The sequence below is a fragment of the Persicitalea sp. genome (genome assembly GCF_041751555.1).
In the GTDB taxonomy this organism is placed as follows: Bacteria; Bacteroidota; Bacteroidia; order Cytophagales; family Spirosomataceae; genus Persicitalea.
This window is the reverse complement of sequence record NZ_JBGSXF010000305.1, coordinates 1-17,758: the sequence shown is the minus strand read 5'-3', so window position 1 is coordinate 17,758 and position 17,758 is coordinate 1. Positions and strand designations below refer to the sequence as shown.

General features: G+C 51.1%; 14 protein-coding genes and 1 pseudogene. 6 read left to right on the top strand and 9 right to left on the bottom strand.

Going from position 1 to position 17,758, the window contains the following annotated elements; genetic code table 11:
* Positions 1-812 (top strand): annotated as a pseudogene (locus tag ACEW8P_RS10975) (DUF5103 domain-containing protein); the annotation flags it as partial.
* Here ACEW8P_RS10975 and ychF read toward each other — a convergent pair.
* The gene (gene ychF, locus ACEW8P_RS10970) at positions 809-1,909 is read right to left on the bottom strand and encodes a redox-regulated ATPase YchF (protein ID WP_373513126.1); all 1,101 of its coding nucleotides are present in this window, start codon (positions 1,907-1,909) and stop codon (positions 809-811) included. The pseudogene ACEW8P_RS10975 and the gene ychF sit on opposite strands and share 4 nt — an antisense overlap.
* Before the next feature lie 241 nt (positions 1,910-2,150).
* Positions 2,151-2,504 (bottom strand): DUF3276 family protein, encoded by a 354-nt coding sequence (locus ACEW8P_RS10965; RefSeq protein ID WP_373513125.1) that lies wholly within the window; start codon positions 2,502-2,504, stop codon positions 2,151-2,153.
* Between the two features lie 263 nt (positions 2,505-2,767).
* Here ACEW8P_RS10965 and ACEW8P_RS10960 point away from each other — a divergent pair, with 263 nt between their 5' ends.
* Together ACEW8P_RS10960 and ACEW8P_RS10955 are read left to right on the top strand one after the other, a co-directional pair.
* Positions 2,768-3,247, top strand: coding sequence for a septal ring lytic transglycosylase RlpA family protein (locus tag ACEW8P_RS10960; protein ID WP_373513124.1), 480 nt, complete (start codon positions 2,768-2,770; stop codon positions 3,245-3,247).
* 125 nt (positions 3,248-3,372) lie between these two features.
* On the top strand, positions 3,373-4,287 hold the full coding sequence (locus tag ACEW8P_RS10955; RefSeq protein WP_373513123.1) for a DUF58 domain-containing protein: 915 nt from the start codon (positions 3,373-3,375) through the stop codon (positions 4,285-4,287).
* A 33-nt stretch (positions 4,288-4,320) separates the two neighbouring features.
* On the opposite strand, the gene ACEW8P_RS10950 is transcribed toward ACEW8P_RS10955, so the two are convergent.
* Together ACEW8P_RS10950 and ACEW8P_RS10945 are read right to left on the bottom strand one after the other, a co-directional pair.
* Positions 4,321-5,298, bottom strand: a complete 978-nt coding sequence (locus ACEW8P_RS10950) for a DUF1259 domain-containing protein (RefSeq protein ID WP_373513122.1) — start codon at positions 5,296-5,298, stop codon at positions 4,321-4,323.
* Between the two features lie 197 nt (positions 5,299-5,495).
* Positions 5,496-5,666 (bottom strand): hypothetical protein, encoded by a 171-nt coding sequence (locus ACEW8P_RS10945; RefSeq protein WP_373513121.1) that lies wholly within the window; start codon positions 5,664-5,666, stop codon positions 5,496-5,498.
* A 245-nt stretch (positions 5,667-5,911) separates the two neighbouring features.
* Here ACEW8P_RS10945 and ACEW8P_RS10940 point away from each other — a divergent pair, with 245 nt between their 5' ends.
* On the top strand, positions 5,912-7,069 hold the full coding sequence (locus ACEW8P_RS10940) for a hypothetical protein (RefSeq protein WP_373513120.1): 1,158 nt from the start codon (positions 5,912-5,914) through the stop codon (positions 7,067-7,069).
* Positions 7,070-7,087: 18 nt separating this feature from the next.
* On the opposite strand, the gene ACEW8P_RS10935 is transcribed toward ACEW8P_RS10940, so the two are convergent.
* A complete protein-coding gene (locus tag ACEW8P_RS10935; RefSeq protein WP_373513119.1) occupies positions 7,088-8,536 on the bottom strand; it encodes a redoxin domain-containing protein in 1,449 nt (482 codons plus the stop codon).
* A 76-nt stretch (positions 8,537-8,612) separates the two neighbouring features.
* Here ACEW8P_RS10935 and ACEW8P_RS10930 point away from each other — a divergent pair, with 76 nt between their 5' ends.
* A complete protein-coding gene (locus ACEW8P_RS10930) occupies positions 8,613-9,383 on the top strand; it encodes a YdcF family protein (protein ID WP_373513118.1) in 771 nt (256 codons plus the stop codon).
* Here ACEW8P_RS10930 and pfkA read toward each other — a convergent pair.
* Positions 9,380-10,354 (bottom strand): 6-phosphofructokinase, encoded by a 975-nt coding sequence (pfkA, locus tag ACEW8P_RS10925; protein WP_373513117.1) that lies wholly within the window; start codon positions 10,352-10,354, stop codon positions 9,380-9,382. The genes ACEW8P_RS10930 and pfkA overlap by 4 nt on opposite strands.
* A gap of 271 nt (positions 10,355-10,625) precedes the next feature.
* On the opposite strand from pfkA, the gene ACEW8P_RS10920 reads away from it, so the two are divergent.
* A complete protein-coding gene (locus ACEW8P_RS10920; protein ID WP_373513116.1) occupies positions 10,626-13,115 on the top strand; it encodes a hypothetical protein in 2,490 nt (829 codons plus the stop codon).
* Positions 13,116-13,239: 124 nt separating this feature from the next.
* On the opposite strand, the gene ACEW8P_RS10915 is transcribed toward ACEW8P_RS10920, so the two are convergent.
* From ACEW8P_RS10915 to ACEW8P_RS10905, 3 genes are all read right to left on the bottom strand, one after another.
* Positions 13,240-13,818 (bottom strand): hypothetical protein, encoded by a 579-nt coding sequence (locus ACEW8P_RS10915; protein ID WP_373513115.1) that lies wholly within the window; start codon positions 13,816-13,818, stop codon positions 13,240-13,242.
* A gap of 68 nt (positions 13,819-13,886) precedes the next feature.
* Positions 13,887-15,533, bottom strand: a complete 1,647-nt coding sequence (locus ACEW8P_RS10910) for a SusD/RagB family nutrient-binding outer membrane lipoprotein (RefSeq protein ID WP_373513114.1) — start codon at positions 15,531-15,533, stop codon at positions 13,887-13,889.
* Positions 15,534-15,649: 116 nt separating this feature from the next.
* On the bottom strand, positions 15,650-17,758 hold a 2,109-nt coding region (locus ACEW8P_RS10905), incomplete at its 5' end, for a TonB-dependent receptor domain-containing protein (protein WP_373513113.1).

The following is a 17,758-nucleotide window of genomic DNA, read 5'->3' as shown; positions in this document are numbered from 1 at the left end:
TGATTTATGAAAATAAAGTGCGAATCGCGGCGCAGGCGCGGTTTTCGCAGGGAATCCGCGAGCAGCGCACCGACCAGCAGATTGATTTCAGCCTCGATTATAAGGGCTATCAGGTCGTGTCGCCACAAACGGATTTGAAGGTAGTTATCCGGCAAAATTTCCGTTGGGACAAAGCCAAGACCGGCTTCAAACCTACGAATGTACGACCCTTCGATTCGGTGCTGGAGTACCAGTTTTTTGATCTTGAAAATACCTTTCCCGGCGGCAACGAGTTTCGGTATTTCGATAGCCGGACGCTGTCGGCGCGGGGTTACGGGGTTTATGAATTGGAAAGGCTTAGTGAGTTTACCCGGCTGATTCTCTCGCCCGACAAACCACGCGCTTACGGAGCTTACATTCAGATGGATGACCTGAACGGCCAGTACATCGTGGATCAGCGAGAGTCGGGCATGGGCAGCGACGAAGCCGATTACACGCCCGTGGTCTTCACCTTAAAAATGCCAGAAATTACTGACGCGAAAGTATACGTGAACGGTGGCTTCCACCTGTGGCTGCTCAACGACCTCAACCGCATGAGTTATAATCCTGATATGCAAGCTTATAACGCAGTAATTCTGCTCAAACAGGGCGTCGTGAACTACGACTACACCGTAGTTGTGGGAGCATCGGGACAGGCAGACGACGCTATTTTGGAAGGAAATTTCGCGGCCACGGAAAACGACTACGACATATTGGTCTATAACCGTCCGCCCGCTGCCCGCGCCGACAAACTCGTAGGCTACCGGACGGTGGAGTGGAATCGCCGTCGCTAAACGTTGAACCGGAAGTGCATCACGTCGCCATCCTGTACGACGTACTCTTTGCCTTCCACGCCCATTTTACCTACTTCTTTCACGCCCGCTTCGGTTTTGTACTGCTGGTAGTCGGGGATTTTGATGACCTCGGCCCGGATGAAGCCTTTTTCGAAGTCGGTGTGGATGACGCCCGCCGCCTGCGGGGCCTTCCAGCCGCGCCGAATAGTCCAGGCCCGTACTTCTTTGACGCCCGCCGTGAAGTACGTGATCAGATCCAAAAGCGAATAAGATGCCTTGATAAGCCGATCCAGTCCGGCCTCCTTTAAACCGTATTCCGTCAGAAACATTTCCTGTTCCTCAAGGTCCTCAATTTCGGCGATTTGGGATTCGATGGCAGCACACAGTACAACTACCTCGGCGTTTTCGTCTTTCACCGCTTCACGGAGCTTCTCGGAATATTCGTTGCCTGTAAGCATCGACTCCTCGTTGACATTAGCCACATAGAGTACGGGCTTTACCGTAAGCAGTTGAAGGTCGCCGATGGCACTTTCACGCTCTTCTTTCGAGTAGTTGAGCGTCCGGGCGCTGCGTCCCGCTTCCAGTGCCGCCTTATAATCTTGCAGGATTTGAAGTTCGACTTTGGCTTTGGCGTCGCCCGTGCGAACGTTCTTTTCTACTTTCTGAATTTTTTTATTGACCGATTCTAAGTCTTTGAGTTGCAATTCGATGTCAATGATTTCCTTATCGAATACCGGATCGACGCGGCCTTCGACGTGGACGACGTTCTCATCCTCGAAACAGCGGATCACGTGGACAATCGCGTCCACTTCCCGGATGTTGGCTAAGAACTTATTTCCCAGCCCCGCGCCCTGACTCGCACCTTTCACCAGCCCGGCGATATCCACAAACTCGATGATCGTAGGCAGCACCTTCTGCGGCTTGACCAAACCAGTCAGTACTTCCAGGCGTTCGTCGGGAACGGTGACGACGCCTACGTTGGGCTCAATAGTGCAAAATGGGTAGTTGGCCGCCTCGGCTTTACCTGTAGATATGGCGTTGAAAAGGGTGGATTTCCCGACGTTGGGCAATCCGACAATCCCGCATTGTAAGCTCATTTATTTAGTTGACAGTTGACGGTGGACAATTGACAGTTAGCTTTTTACTTTACAATTAACTTAAAATCAATTAGCTAACGGTTATGCAAAACGAATCGCAAAAGTACAGATTTGCGGCCTAAAAACTAAGTAGCCTTCGGAATGAATCCCGAAGGCTACTTAGTTTTAGTACTGTTTACACTGATTTGTGTAATAGAGAGGCATTGATGCTAGGGTCACTGTCAACTGTCAACCAAACTAACTACTCCCACTTCAAGTCCGACCCTTCAACTGGTTTGAAGTCAGTTTTATCGCCTTGTCCGTTGGGAGAAACTTCTTCTTCCCTGGGTTCGTATTGGGTGAAATCTACATCGGGCAGCAACTCGGTTTTCACGTGATCGACCGTATCTTTCAGGGCTTCGATAAATTTGTCAAAATCCTCTTTGTACAAAAACAGCTTGTGCTTTTCGTAACTAAACCCTTCTCCATCGGTGTGGCGGCGGCTTTCTGTGATCGTGAGGTAGTAGTCGTTGGCGCGGGTAGCACGAACATCGAAGAAGTAAGTACGTTTGCCGGCTCTGACCCGATTAGAATAAATTTGTTCTCTGTCTTCCACTGGTTTGGGTGATTGAGGGTAAAATCGAATGCTAAAATAGGAAGTTTATCACTCTGAACAAATATTTCGGTAACCAGACCCTTCTGTGAACTTACTCAAATTGAATATTAACACTAGAAAATTGCACTATCAAAATACATAATATTAGTACTTCAGATCATTGCGTTACCTTTGTTGAAAATTACCAGTGGCGGCCCCTTGGCGATCTGCCGAGTTCACGGTTTAACAGCCGTCAGGCCAGATGTTTCACTTAAAACTTTGGTATGAATTTACAAGCATTCTACATTTTTTTCATGGTCAGCCTGAGCGATCCTTCGCCCGAAATGCAGGAATACATGGGAAAAATTGAAACCGGGATGGCTTCTTTCTACGCCCCCAAATTCAATGGTCGTCAGACCTCCTTCGGGGAAGTTTTCAGCAATCAGGAGTTTACTGCCGCCCACCCCACCCTCCCCTACAACACCCTCATCGAGGTTACCAATCTCAAAAACAACCGTAGAGTCAACGTCCGGGTCACTGATCGGGGGCCATTTGGCCGAAGCCGCGTCATCGACATTAGCAAATCTGCCGCCCGGGAGATAGACATGGTTCGGAGCGGCGTGGCTCGGGTACAAGTCAAGGTGATCGGTGCCGACGGTTTGGTGATGAATTTGCCAAAAAAACGGCTTTTCCGCAAAAATTTACCCGTCGATTACCAGGCGCACGAGACGTTAGTGGCCGAGGACGAGGGTTTCCTCTATTGAGTGAATCTTCCGCAGAACGCACGTACTAGCCGAACGCTGATTTAGAACGACGGGTATTTGATTTCTCCCTTGTTCATTGAACGAGGCTTCGTATATTCGTGGGAGTTAGTATTTGATAAAAAATCATGAATAAGCGCCCACTAGATTTAGCGAAGGTAAGAGAGTTTGGAAATCTGGAATTTCTGGCCCGGCAGATGGTCGAGGGCTTCATCACGGGATTACACAAGTCGCCTTTCCACGGCTTCTCGGTAGAATTCGCCGAACATCGTCTGTACAACACGGGCGAAAGTACCCGTCATATGGACTGGAAAGTCTTCGCCAAGACCGACCGCTTGTTCGTGAAACGTTACGAGGAAGAAACCAACCTGCGCTGTCACCTGCTGCTCGACACGTCGTCCTCGATGTATTATCCCGAAGAGAACTACGGCAAAATCACGTTCAGCATTATGGCGGCGGCTTGTCTGGCCCACTTGCTGCAACGCCAGAAGGACGCCGTAAGCCTTACCACTTTTTCGGAGGAGATAGAAATACAGACGCAGGTTAAGTCCACGCCTTCGCACATTCACAAAATTCTGCTCGAACTGGAAGGGTTACTCCAAAAGCCGCGCCCCCTACGCAAAACCTCGGTGGCGGAGGTCATCCACCTCATCGCCCAGAAAATACACAAGCGTTCGCTGGTGGTACTTTTTAGCGATATGTTCGAGGATCTGGAACACAGCGAAGAGCTTTTCTCGGCCTTACAACACCTGCGCCACAAGATGCACGAAGTACTTCTCTTCCACGTCACCGACCGCCGCACCGAGGAAGAATTCGCCTTCGAGGACCGCCCCTACGAATTTATCGATCTCGAATCGGGCGAACGGGTGAAAGTGCAGCCGCATCAGGTACGCGACCAGTACCAAGAGTTTGTCAAGAAATTCTACCATGATCTCAAACTCAAATGCGGCCAGTATAAGATCGACTTCATCGAGGCTGACATCGCGCAGGGGTTCGACCCGATCCTGACGGCTTATCTGGTGAAGCATTCGAAAATGCGGTAGAGCGGACTTCGGCATTGAAACTGCAAGGGGACACTAATGCTTGTTGGTGCCCTGTGGTTGGCTTTGCTTCTTGCCCGTTTGGTTCAAGGCGGCCCGAAGCCCCTTTGCTAATTGTTCTGCATTTCCAATGCCCCAATAATGCAGAAAGAAGACCCTTGGCTGCTCATGCACCATGTGGTTGTGTAACGCCACTACCTCAATGCCGTTTTCAATCAATGCTTTCATTACAGGTTCGACTTCATCTTCAAGCATGGTAAAGTCCCCAGCAACTGCGGCTTTGTCGGGTGTGCCCTGGAACGAGGCCCATGTGTTAAAGCCCATGAAGGTTGACACCGGAACACCGTGTTCGGTAAGTTTCACGTCAGGCCGGCCAATCGTGTATTTGTAAACACCTTTATTCATCTCACCTTTGTGGCCTATTATCTCATCCATTTTTTCTGTATTCAGTTCATTCTGAACGCTTTCGCTTGAAGCGGTCCCTTTCGAAGGGTCGCCGCCTCTCACTTCCTTCACTTTGTCCAAGACTTCCTTTACTTTCTGTGCCATCAGCTCAGCATTTCCAGAACCACCCACGTGCATGAATATGATGTTCGGATGATTCCTGACAAAGTGGTTGTGAATAGCAGTGCTTGTAAGACCTTGCTTTATGATTTCCTGCTGCACGGGTCCCAAATCCTTCTCGGTGACCACAACATCCCCCATAATCATCACACCGTTTTTTGTGGGTGTAAAGGCAACCCATGTACCCAGTCCCATGGCAGGTATGATTTTAAAACCATCCACTTTTACATCCAAATCGTTCTGCGGGATTGTTATTTTATACTCCCCATTACTTGACTTTCCTTCAATACCGATGATCTTCCGGATACTGGTTGTATCAAGTAGCTTGACATTTCTGCTTCCTTTGTTTTGATCCACTTGTGCAAGTGTTGTTTGGCAGAACATAGTCAGGCCAGCAAAAAGAAAAAAAAGTCCCCGGTGCTTAGCCGTTGCCTTCAATGCGTGTTTCATCCTGTTTTTGTTTAAATGGTTGCTTAGAAGCTGTTTGAGTTAGTTTTTATTGATAAAAATGAGTGATTTTTTATCAAGACAAGGAGCCAAATTCGAAGTTTGGCAGAGCCAAATGAGAATTTTGGCGACGCAGGATTGGTGAAAAAGCGCCATTTTTAGCTTGAAGGATTAACTTAAACAGCTTCTTAGTCATGGAGCTAGTCCTTCATCAAATCCGTTGCTTCAAAAACTACATGGGTGCCGCGACAGCACAGTAGCCCTGCCGTATGCGAAAGTCCTACGGACACGGGTGGTGGCGTTCTTTGGGTATCGATGGTACCCAGATGCTGCTCCTCGCCATTGTTTGATGCAAAGAGTCTGATTTTCACGATCAGGATGGCCCACAATAGCCGAACCTCGCTTCGTTTGTAATATCTCGCGCCAATCGGTGTGAATTTTAACAAAGATACCGATTCCCCGACACACGAAAGTACCCGCCTCAATTGAAGAAACATTTATTTGCAAGCAGGCCCGACAAACTTATTCTTATTGTCCATTCACTAAGTTCTGGTTGCCTTTCAAATCCAGCAGTCGTATTTTTGCTGGGGTATTCCTCAAAATTCCCTTCTCAGCCATGAAGTGTCCCACTGCTCACAATTTCACCCTTCTTTCCTGCCTTGTCGTTTCCTCCCTTCTCCTCACGGATTGCAAATCGGCCAAGAAATCTCTGAAACGTGGTGATTACGATCAGTCGGTTCTGTTGGCCGTACCGAAGGTGAACGACAATGCCCGCTCGTCGTCAGCCGACATTCTCAAAGAAGCCTATCCCTTAGCCGTACGGCAGCACCAAGACGATTTGCGGCGAAACGAAAACCCTGCCGATCCTTTCCGGCACGAGCGCGCCGCCGAAATTTATACAAAACTTAACACGCTCTACAACGCCATTCAAGACTGTCCGGCTTGCGCCCGGCTGGTTACGGCACGTAGTTATTTCGACCAGGAGCGTAACGCTCGTGACCAGGCAGCGGCGACTCGCTACGAGGCCGGGCAGAAGGCTCTCGACCTGGGCGGACGCGATAACGCAAGACGTGCCTTCGAGGATTTCGAGGCAGCTAACGCGATGGTACCGAACTACCGGGATGCGACCCAAAAATTGGATGAAGCCTACCAGACGGCTTCCTTCAAAGTGGTGGTAGAACAAGTATTGGTCACTTCCCGTGCTTATCAGTTGAGCAACGCCTATTTTCAAGACCGCGTCAACGAATTCCTGCAAACCAATCGACGCCTGAACAAATTCGTGCGTTTTTACACCCCCCAAGAGGCCAGCAGTGAAAAAGTGCGCCCAGACCACGTAGTCACATTGCAGTTCGATGATTTCGTGGTGGGCCAAACACTGGTCGAAAGAAACACCGAGGAAGTGACCAGCAAGGACAGCGTCAAAACGGGCGAGATCACGGTGGATGGTAAGAAAGTCCCGGTGTATGGCAAGGTAAAAGCCAAACTCAGCCGTAACCGTAAGACGGTGGTGTCGAAGGGACTACTGGATATGCAGATTCAGGATTTCGACACGAAGAAAATTGTGTTTCAAGATAAGTTTCCGGGCGAGTACCGCTGGATGTCGGACTGGGGCAGCTATAACGGCGACGAACGGGCGCTCGACGCCGCCCAACTACGCATGACCAAATCGCGTGAAACCAACCCTCCCCCACCCCAAGACCTATTCGTGGAATTCAGCAAGCCCATCTACAACCGACTAACAAGTCGGCTGCGAAGTTTTTATGAAAAGTACTGAGCGAGCGACGGCCGACAGTTAATTAGCCGCCGTGCTTTTAGCCGCCTGATTTCGCAGGTAAAAATTAAAGAAATCGTCTAGTTGCTCAATAGGCATCTTACGAGCGATGACCTTTTTATTTTTATCCAAAACGTAGATTGTCGGCGTAGTTTGTACGTCGTATTCTGTACGGAAATCGTGCTTAAATGTGTAGTCGTAGCCGTTGGTCAATTCTTCAAGCTTGTAGTCTTTGACAAACTTCTTCCAATCTTCGGAGCTTTGATCAGTGGCGATAGCCATCACTTTCGCTCCTTTTACCTTATTCTTGTCATAGAACTCTTTCAAGGCAGGCGCAGCGTCTTTGCAGTGACCGCAAGTGGGCGAATAAAAGAATAACACCGTGTAATCGGCTTTAATACCGTGAATGCTGATAGGCTTCTTGTCGGTATCCGAGAGAGTCAAGTCTGGGATTACCTGGTTGACCAGCAGGGGCTTCATGCTGGTGACACGGTCACCAATACGCTTCACAGCATCGGCAGATACTTCCATCTCGCCCGACAGGTAGTATTTTTCAGCCATATGGACAAACACGCCTTCCGTTCCCACCACTTTGGGATTCTCGTATTCGCTGGTGATGTAATAGATAATCTGTGACTTCAACTCCTTATTACCTGCTTTGGCCGCTTTTTGAATCAGGGCGTCGGCGTCCTTATTGACCGAATCGGGTACTTGCACGATCAATTCTTTCACGTAGCGTTCCAACTTAGGTTGCAGAAAAGGCGTACGCAGCAACCGCTCGTCGGCAAAGTCGAAGTTATCCCAGAAATGGTTTTTGTAATAATTAAATACCCAAACCGAATCCTTGCGGCCATTGGCCAGCACGGGAGCGTCCGGAATTTCGGGATCCTGCGTAACCCTGAAAAGTTTGGCAGTAAAGGTATCGGCGTGGTCGGCCAGCAACTTCTTTTGGTAGTCGGTGAACTTCTGCTGCTGGTCATTTATCTTTTTGTTCACCAAGGCAGTACTCACCTGGTCGGTCTTCAGCTTTTTTTCCATATTCAGGGCTGCTACCCCTTCCATGATATTGCCAAGTTCCTGCTGGTATTCGTAGAAAAGCTGATTCTCTCTTGAGCCTTTCACCACCATGCTTTCCACGATACTACTGGTGTCGGTTTGCAACGAGAAGTTTGTCTCCTTACCGGAGTACACCAATTGAACCAGTTTTTGCTGTCCCGGCAGTAGGATCAGGTAAAGGCCACCCGGCAAGTTTTCTTCTCCTTCGAACACCATGCGCCCGCTGGCATCAGACCGAGCGGTGTCCTTGGCAATGAATTGCTGGCCGTTGTATTTATAATGTCCCAAGATGGCGGTTGTGTCTTTCAAGCCTTTGAGCGTTGCCTCGATTTGGTAGCCCTGGGCCACAGCCTCCTGGCCCAAAAATGCGGCTAATACACCTATCCACAACCGAATAGTTAGTCCTTTTTTCATAGTTTTATCCTTCCAATTCATTTTACTTCCGGCAAATTTACCTTCAAAACGACATAATCGCCCCGCGCGTACCCAAATGTTTTACTTTCTGTCAAAGACTATCGATTTTATTCTGATGCCCGTAGGGATTATGTTTTTTCTGCTGGTGTACGCACACTTCACCAAAAATCGAACCAATTCTCGTCGCGCCATCCTTTTCATCATCCTCTCGTTCTTCGTACTCTGCAACACCTACTTGATTACGAACGCTTTCCGCTGGTGGGAGTTTCCGCCCAAGAATATCGCCGACCTGCCGTCAGATTACACTGTAGGCATCGTCCTGACGGGTGGCCTCATCCGCCTGGCCGACAGCCGTATCGACCACCCTGGCCTGGGCAACCACGCCGATCGGATTTTACAGGCGTACTTACTCTATAAGGCCGGAAAAATTAAGAAAATCCTGATCAGCGGCGGCGGTACCCAAGCCGTAAAGCTCCGGCGCGACGATGGGTACCAAGCATCCCTCCTATTAAAAAAGTGGGGCGTTCCGGCAGCAGATGTAGTCTTGGAAAACAAATCACTCAATACCCGGCAAAACGCCCTCTACTCAGCGGAAGTACTGCGGCGGCAATTTCCCGGCGAACGTTATTTGCTTATCACTTCCTCTTTCCACCTTCGACGGGCCGAGGGTTGCTTTGCCAAAGTCGGGCTACATGTCGACACTTTTCCAACGGACATCTACGGCATAGAACTACTCCCCCGTCTCCGCGACTTCATCCGCCCCGACCCAGAGGTCTTCGGCTACGCCCACCTTCTCTGGCGAGAATGGATCGGGTACATTACTTACAGGGTGGTGGGGTATTGTTAAATACTCAATATCTTAACCATCCTGAGCATATCCTCGTTAATGGGCTTAGGCAGGCGAATCGTGTCTTCGAAGGGCGTATAGACCAGGTCATCATTGATAATACCCGCCATGACGTTCTTTTGTCCGGCCATCAAGCCTTCCAGGGCACCAAGTCCTAAGCGGCTGGCGAGAATGCGGTCGCGGGCGGAGGGCGAGCCACCGCGCTGAATGTGGCCGAGGGTAGTCACGCGGATGTCCACATCCGCCTTGATCTGATCCTTGATTTTATTAGCTATTTCGGTAGCATTTCCTTCTTCTTCGCCTTCGGAAACCACCACAATAGAGGAAGACTTTGAGCGGTTCCAACCCTGGCGTAGGGTTTCGACGACTGTTGAGAGGGGGGTCAGCACCTCGGGTACCATCACCACCTCGGCCCCACCCGCGATTCCCGACTGGATGGCAATGTAGCCCGAGTCGCGGCCCATCACTTCTATAAAAAACACGCGGTCGTGCGAACTGGCCGTGTCGCGGATGCGGTCGATGGCATCCAAAGCTGTGTTGACGGCGGTGTCGAAGCCGATAGTATAGTCGGTGCCGTATAAGTCGTTGTCGATGGTGCCGGGCGCTCCCACGGTCGGGATGCCAAACTCGCGCTCGAAAATCATTGCTCCGGTGAAAGTACCATTGCCACCGATGGCGACCAGGCCTTCGATGCCGTTTTCCACCAAGGCGTTGTGCGCTTTCTGTCGGCCTTCCGGGGTCATAAATTCCTTACTACGGGCCGATTTGAGGATCGTACCGCCCCGCTGAACTATGTTACTAACTGAGTGCGAGGACATTTCGTACATGTCCCCGGCGATCATGCCGCTGTATCCTTTTCTAATGCCAAATACTTCGATTCCGTGGTAAACAGCCCCCCGCACGACGGCCCGGATGCAGGCGTTCATGCCGGGCGCGTCTCCGCCGGAGGTAAATACTGCAATTCTTTTCATGTAGGTTGGTCAGGTTATTGCTTTTGTAATAGGTGGGAGGAGAGTCAAAAAATTCTTTATTTTCGGCTGAGAACCGCAAATTTATTGGGTAATTTATACAAATGGCCTAAGAATTCAGCCTTTTTCAATCAAAAACTTCAAGGACCGATCCGTTGACAGTAGTTCAAACATACGGCATTCCTTCTATATTTGTGGACAGTTAATCAAAATTTAACGTACCCTATAAACTCCGGCAACCATTTGGTCATTTGCCGGGAGAATCCTAAAATCCATGAAAAAAGCCTTTACATGGCAACGCATTTGGCCGCATCTAGCAGTCATTGTCGGCTTTGCTATTTTGTCTTTGAGTTACTCTTCCCCAGTCCTCAACGGCAAGCGCCTGAACCAATACGACGATGTGCAAGCCAGTGGAGCCTCTCGTGAGGTTCTTGAATATGAGAAAAAAACGGGTGAGTGGTCATCCTGGACCAATAGCATGTTCGGGGGAATGCCCAATTTTCTGATCTCCGGCAACTTCCCGACCAGCGTTTCGACAAAGTTGGGGCAATGGGCCAATGCCGTGCTTCCAGCTCCGGCCAACTACTTTCTGATCACGATGGTTTCGGCTTATCTACTATTTCTGGTACTTGGAGCCAATTTATGGATAGCGGCATTTGGGGCCATTGCCTACGCCTTTGGCTCCTACCTCACCACGAGCCTGGAAGCCGGGCACGTATCCAAAATCCTGGCTCTGGCCTACGCGCCAGGCGTTATTGCGGGTGTGTTGCTGGCTTTTCGCAAAAATTGGCTGGTTGGCTCGGCTGTAACGGCGCTTTTTTTTGGGCTTGAGCTTTACGCCAACCACATACAAATTACTTACTACCTAGGTATTGGCGTCATTGCTCTCGTCGTCCTCGAAAGCCTGAATTATCTCAAAGCAAAGCGTATCCCACAACTGCTATTGGTATTAGCTGGACTGGGTTTGGCGGGGCTGATCGCGCTGGGTACGCATACGACACGTCTGTGGAGTGCCTACGATTACACGAAGGAAACTATCCGGGGAAAATCAGAACTTAGCCCAATGGCCGATGCCGCTTCGACCGCAGCTAGCCAACCGGATCAGGACGGCTTGGATAAGGAATATGCGTTTCAGTACAGCTACGGTATTGTCGAAACGTTCACGCTACTTATTCCAAATTTATACGGTGGCCCTTCGCAGGGGTCACTCGACAACAAATCCGAAACTTATAAAATACTTACCAGCCGGGGCGTGGATGCAGCCAACGCTGCCAATTTTGTGCAGGCACTGCCACTTTATTGGGGCAATCAGTATAGTACGGGAGGCCCGGCCTATGCAGGGGCTATCATTTTCTTTCTTTTTATTTTAGGTTTATTCATTGTCAAGGGCCCTTTGAAGTGGTGGGTAGCGGGCGTCACGTTGCTCTATATCGTGTGGGCATGGGGTAAGAACTTCGCCGGACTCAACTACCTCTTTTTCGACTACTTCCCGATGTTCAATAAATTTCGGGCGGTCACGATGGTACTTTCGCTGGCGCATTTACTGATTATCGTGCTGGCAGTAGCTGCCTTGCGCGATATCGTGCGACGCAAGTACAGCTTTCCCGAAATCTCCCGGCCCTTTCTGATTAGTTTGGGACTCACGGCAGGTCTTTGCTTGATTTTGGCTCTCGTGCCAACACTTTTTTTTAGTTTCCGGGGCGAGAGCGACCCGCAATTTGTCGAGAGTCTGTCGCAAAGTAGCCAGAATCCAGCTTTTGCGCAGGAGATCATGAGCGCGATCGTGCAGGACCGCGTCGGCATGATGCGTGGCGATGCGCTACGCTCGGCTTTTCTGATTCTGTTGGCCGCCGGACTGATTTGGCTTTGGATGAAGGAGAAAATCAAAGCCGCTGTGCTATACCCCGCCTTGCTGTTGTTGGTGATCGGCGATATGTTCGGCATAAGCAAACGCTACCTCAACAACGACGACTTCGTGAGTAAGCAGGCCGCGCAGGCTCAGTTTTCGCCCTCACCCGCCGATCAACAGATTCTGCAAGATCCTGACCCCAACTATCGGGTACTTGACGTGCTCCGGAATACCTTTAACAACGCCGAAGCATCGTATTTTCATAAATCCATCGGCGGCTACCACGGAGCCAAACTACGTCGCTACCAGGAACTCATCGAACGGCAGATCGCTAAGGCGAATCCGAATCCCGGCATTCTTAACATGCTCAACACCAAGTACATCCTCACCCGCGATCAGCAGGGCAATCCCGCCGTGCAGCCCAACCCCGATGCGTTGGGCCACGCCTGGTTTGTGGACGATTATAAGATTGTCCCCGACGCCGACGCCGAAATGAAAGCTCTGGATTCGATTCAGCCGCGCCGTTCTGCGGTTGTGGATAAACGCTTTGCCGAAACTTTACAAGGCCTGTCCATTCAGTCCGATAGCGCCAACACAATCAAGCTAACCAGCTACAAACCCAATGAGCTGGTCTATGAAAGTACCGCGAAGAGCGAGCAGTTGGCCGTCTTTTCGGAAATATATTACAACGTGCGTAATGACTGGAAGGTCACGATCGACGGTCAGTCCGCGCCCTTGCTCCGCGCCGATTACGTCCTGCGTGCCTTACGCGTCCCGCCGGGCAAGCACACCATCACCTTCAGATTCGATCCCGTCTCAGTCAGCACCGGGCACACCATCGACCTGATTAGTTCCATTTTGTTGGTGGCGTTAGTTATAGGGGCGGTGTTTGTTTCTGTAAAGCGTAAGGAATAGGGCTCAATGGGAGGGGTCCAAACGGATTCCCGTTGAAGCAAACCCTACTCACAGTAGCAGAAACAAAAAAAGAAGCGGCAGAGATGAACGATTCATCTCTGCCGCTTCTTTTTTTCTCAACTACTTATTGAACTACGTTCATCCGGTAGAAGAAGGGAGAGCTATAAAAAGCACCACCCGTAATGTTTGCACCGGTGTTGCTGGCGTTGTAACGCCTGCCATCGGTCAGCACCATCGTACCGCGAACCTCGAAGCGGTCGCCGGCCGAGATTTTATCGGCAGTCAGCCCGGAGGCGGCAAGTGCCTCTTGTCCGGTGATCGTCATGGTGGCCTGAGGGTAGCCAGTGGTGGCATTTTTGGTAAATGTGGAGGCGGCAATCGTACGCAGTGGCCGATCCGCTACCGGATTACTACCGTTGGCCGGTGTGTTGTCCACGAACCGAATCACCAGCTCGTAAGAGGCGAAGTTTGCGCCCCCATTATCGGTCACCGCCTCGTGCACCAATTCAAGTTTCGTTCCTGCCAGATTAGCTTTGCTGACGCTGAACGTAGCCGCCAATACCGGAAACGGCGAAAAGATGCGCATATAGCCTCCTTGCACGAATTCGAGTTCATTGAGCCGTTCGTTGGCCAAAGGCGATTTACACCCAATGGCTCCCAGCCCAAGCAGGCCGAGTAGTGAGAAAATCTTTAAGTATTTCATCTATTATGATTGTTTTAGATATTCTGAATATTTCTGTCGATATGAGTACGGAATACGAACTCAGCGTTTCATTTCAAGAACCCAGTCGGGTTATTATCCCAAAAGACTGGTAAAGCTGCATTAGCCTTTTGAACGGCGTTGATATTGCGTGTCACGAACGACGTGGGGTAATAGAGGGAACGGGCGAAAGGTCCCGGGTTGGCTTCCAAAGCAGGCTGTTGGTTGGCAGGCTTGCCCGTGCGGCGGTACAGGTTGTACGATTCGATGCCGTTGCCGAACAGCGCGATCCAATACTCAGTCCCAATGATGTTCAACCGGGCGTCGTCGGTAGTGGCGGCATCGTAATCGGCCAGTACTTTATTGACGTACTTGGTCACCTCGGCGGCCCAAACGATCCCTTGAGCGGTTTCGAAGGCGTTGATCTTTCCGGCTTCGTTGGTACTCAGGGCAAGTGACCGCACGTCGGCCATCGACTTCTCGATTCCTGCCTTTAGGTAAGCCCGGGGCGTACCGGTGGTTCCCAGCGTAAGTGCCGACTCGGCCAGCATAAAGTCCACGAACGAAGCCATCATGATAGGATGAATACCAGCCCCACCCGCGCCAGCGCCAAGGCCGATAGGGCGGGCTGCGTTGTTGTCGTACAAACCGCCGGCGGGATACACGCCCCAAGCTGTGCGCACCAGGCCGTCGGGGGGAATACCTTCGTTGCTCAGGTGGTCACGGCCCCAGTACCCGACGGTAGTAGGATAGCAGAAGGTATCAGACTCCTTGTAGTGAGCGGGCTTCTGGTTGGTGATGCAGCGAATTTCGTTGACGTTGGTGGAGTTGACGATCACCGGGCGGTAGAAGTAGTACCGAATCCGGGGATCGGGAAAGCCTTTGGCGTTATAGAGCGTTCCCATGTAAGAGTTCGACTGGTAGTCTCCTCCGCCGATGGGGCTATATTGTCCGGCGTAACGCGGGTGGCGGGTATCAGGGTTGTTCAGGTTGGAGCCAAAGCGAAAACGGAAGTTCTGGGCCTGCGTCGAAATCAGATTTCCTCCGGCAATCAGGGCGTTGATGGCCGAAGTAGCTCCGGCCTTATCAATCAGGCGACGATTCAAAGCCATCTTCAATTTCAAGGTATTGGCGTAGCGCGTCCAGTTGGCGGCACTGCCCCCGTAGTACATGTCTTCGGCGGGCAACGCAGCGGCGGTCGCCGCAAAGTTGGTGATCGCACCGTCCAGTTCGGCCAGGGCAGCGGCATAAACCGATGCCCCACCGTCAACCTTAGGATTGAAATTGGCCAAATCAATGGCCTCCGAATAGGGGACGTCGCCAAAGGCGTCCACTAGGTTTATTAAAACTGATGCCCGGAGCGTACGCGCTATTCCGACGTGGACAGACAGGTTTTGCGCTTCGGCCAGGGGAATCAGCGTTTTCACGTCCGTCATTATACCCGCGTAGGCGGTGTTCCAGGCCCCGTCCCAGCTGATCGGCGACACGGCGTTATCGTAAATGGCCGATCCAGAATTCAACATTCGAGTGAGGCGCATGCCGGGATCACTCATTTGGTTGAAATGCGTGGCATAACTAAGCTGAATCTGATTCAGCAGATAATTAATGTCCGTGTTTCGGGCCGTCACCGCATTGGGATTGTCCAGCAGATCCAGCGAGCAAGAGGTCACGATCAGCGCCACAAGCGTCAGAAGTGACAGTTTAATTTTTCGTATCATAATGAAAATTTTTTTGAATCAAATGAAGGGTAGCCATTGCACACACAAGGCTACGCTGTCGATTAAAGAGTCACTTTTAGGGTAACACCGTAGCGCTTGGCGCTTGGGCCGGTCAGTTACTCAAACCCGTAGTTGTTTCCTACGCCAAGGCCCAGGTTGTCGGTGTCGAAGTTGAGGCCGGGAGGGAAGTTGAAGGCGCGATACCACAGGTTGTTACCCGAGAAAGTAAGAGAGGCTCCTTTCAGTTTGAGCTTGCTTACCACAACCCTGGGCAGTTGGTAGCTCAGCGAAACCTCCTGAAGACGAAGCGTGGTGCCATCGAACACGCGGCCTTCATCGCCGAAGAAGTACGTATTGTTGAATCCAACGTCCGAAGCCGTGACCTGCACGTCGTTGGGTTGCCCGTCGGACAGTTTCACACCGGGAAAGGTGTAGGTCTGCGCACGGTCGTAGCCGTTGGCCAGACCAGTGTCGTACGTCAGGCCGCGACCCAATAAGGCACCTGCCGTAGAGGAGTACATGGCGCCACCCTGACGGTATGAGAGCATGACATCGAGCGAAAGCCCTTTCCAGGTGAAGCCGTTGATCAAACTAGCCGTGAAAGCAGGGTTGGGGTCACCCAAAATGATGGGAGCCGTAGTGGTCAGGAGATAGCCACCACCATCGACCAGGAGCTGGCCCTGCTCGTTGCGACGGTAACCCGTTCCTTTGATGACGTTGAAAGGCTCGCCGACCACCGCGAAGTTACCGAGGTTGGTGAATCCGCCACCGATCTGTACTTCCTCCAATTGTCCGCCCAAATCCAGGGTCGTGGGCACGATGCGCGAGTAAACGCCATTGACTGTCCAGGCGAAGCTTCCGATTTTCACCGGGGTACCGCCCAAGCTAATTTCGAGACCCTCATTTCTGATCTTACCCAGGTTGATGGTCGTCAGCGTGTAGCCTGTGGAGGCGTCCAGAGGGGCGCGGGTAATCAGGTCGCGCGTGTCGCGGCGGAACACCGTTACGTCGAAGTTCACATTGTTGTTCAGGATGCGGCCTTCTACGCCAAGCTCGAACTCAGTCTGTAGCTCGGGCTTCAGGTTGGGGTTGCCCAGAAAGTTGTCGACGGATTGGGTCTGGATGGTAGCACCGGACGAGTTAAGGAACGCGCGGGCACTTTGTCCCAAAACGTTACGAGTACTGTACGGATCAGGGAAACCAGCCGAGGTACCGTAGCCCGCCCTTACTTTCAAATAATTCATGAAGTTAGACTCCAGGCCTTTGAAAGCCGTGGTGGGTACGAACGAAAGGCTCACCGATGGGTACAGGATGCGGCGGTTTTCCACCTCCACGGTCGAAGTCCAGTCATTACGCCCTGCGATATTCAAAAACAGGTAGTTGTCGTAGTCAGCGGTAATCTCCCCGAAGATACCCATGCGGGTTTGCTCCACTTCGTTATCAGAGGCTACATTATCGATAAAATTACTGTGACGGAACAGATTCCGAGCCAGTTGGTTATTGCTCGTTACTACGCCGACGTTAGTCAAGTCGTTACGCATATTTCCTCCTAAACGCCCCGAAAGCACCAGTTTATCGGAAAGATTTTTGGTATAGGAAAGAATTAAACTGTTATCCCAAATCCGGTTTTGGATGTCGACAGTCGTCATGAATCCGTTGGGCAGGATGGTACCTCCCTTGTTGAACTCATAGCGCTGATTCTCAGTGTAAGTATCCAGACCAACCTTGTAGATCAGATTAAAATCGGGCGAAATCTGGTAGTTGAAGGTCGTGGCCGTGAACAGGCGGTTGACCACACCCGTGGTTTTGTAGTTATCCAGCATCCAGCGCGGGTTGGGGATGTCGTTGCCCGAGCGGAAATAAACCGACCCACCCGTGACGGGATTTTCGTAAGGCCAGCCCATCAGGTTCACCTGGCGAGGCGTGTACATCACGTTGGCCAGAATCGAGGGAAAGTCGAGGGCATTGTTACCCGTTCCGCCGCTCAAAGGAGGTGAAAACTGATCGGTGTTTGCGAAGTTGAACGAAGTCACGACCGAGAGCTTCTTGCTTAACTGCGCGTTCATGCCCAGCCCCAGGTTGAGCCTTTTCAGGCCGTTACCGGGAATATAGCCCTTCTCATCGTTATAACCCGCCGAGAGGTTGTAGCTCACCTTTTCTCCTCCACCCGAAATATTGAGCGAAGTGTTTGAGATCAATCCCGTTCTGAAGAAGTCACTGACGTT

Excerpts from the sequence above, each read along its gene's own strand:
- ychF (WP_373513126.1), bottom strand. The coding sequence starts at position 1,909 with ATGAGCTTACAATGCGGGATTGTCGGATTGCCCAACGTCGGGAAATCC.
- ACEW8P_RS10960 (WP_373513124.1), top strand. The coding sequence starts at position 2,768 with ATGAATTTACAAGCATTCTACATTTTTTTCATGGTCAGCCTGAGCGAT.
- ACEW8P_RS10955 (WP_373513123.1), top strand. The coding sequence starts at position 3,373 with ATGAATAAGCGCCCACTAGATTTAGCGAAGGTAAGAGAGTTTGGAAAT.
- ACEW8P_RS10950 (WP_373513122.1), bottom strand. The coding sequence starts at position 5,298 with ATGAAACACGCATTGAAGGCAACGGCTAAGCACCGGGGACTTTTTTTT.
- ACEW8P_RS10940 (WP_373513120.1), top strand. The coding sequence starts at position 5,912 with ATGAAGTGTCCCACTGCTCACAATTTCACCCTTCTTTCCTGCCTTGTC.
- ACEW8P_RS10935 (WP_373513119.1), bottom strand. The coding sequence starts at position 8,536 with ATGAAAAAAGGACTAACTATTCGGTTGTGGATAGGTGTATTAGCCGCA.
- ACEW8P_RS10930 (WP_373513118.1), top strand. The coding sequence starts at position 8,613 with ATGTTTTACTTTCTGTCAAAGACTATCGATTTTATTCTGATGCCCGTA.
- pfkA (WP_373513117.1), bottom strand. The coding sequence starts at position 10,354 with ATGAAAAGAATTGCAGTATTTACCTCCGGCGGAGACGCGCCCGGCATG.
- ACEW8P_RS10920 (WP_373513116.1), top strand. The coding sequence starts at position 10,626 with ATGAAAAAAGCCTTTACATGGCAACGCATTTGGCCGCATCTAGCAGTC.
- ACEW8P_RS10915 (WP_373513115.1), bottom strand. The coding sequence starts at position 13,818 with ATGAAATACTTAAAGATTTTCTCACTACTCGGCCTGCTTGGGCTGGGA.
- ACEW8P_RS10910 (WP_373513114.1), bottom strand. The coding sequence starts at position 15,533 with ATGATACGAAAAATTAAACTGTCACTTCTGACGCTTGTGGCGCTGATC.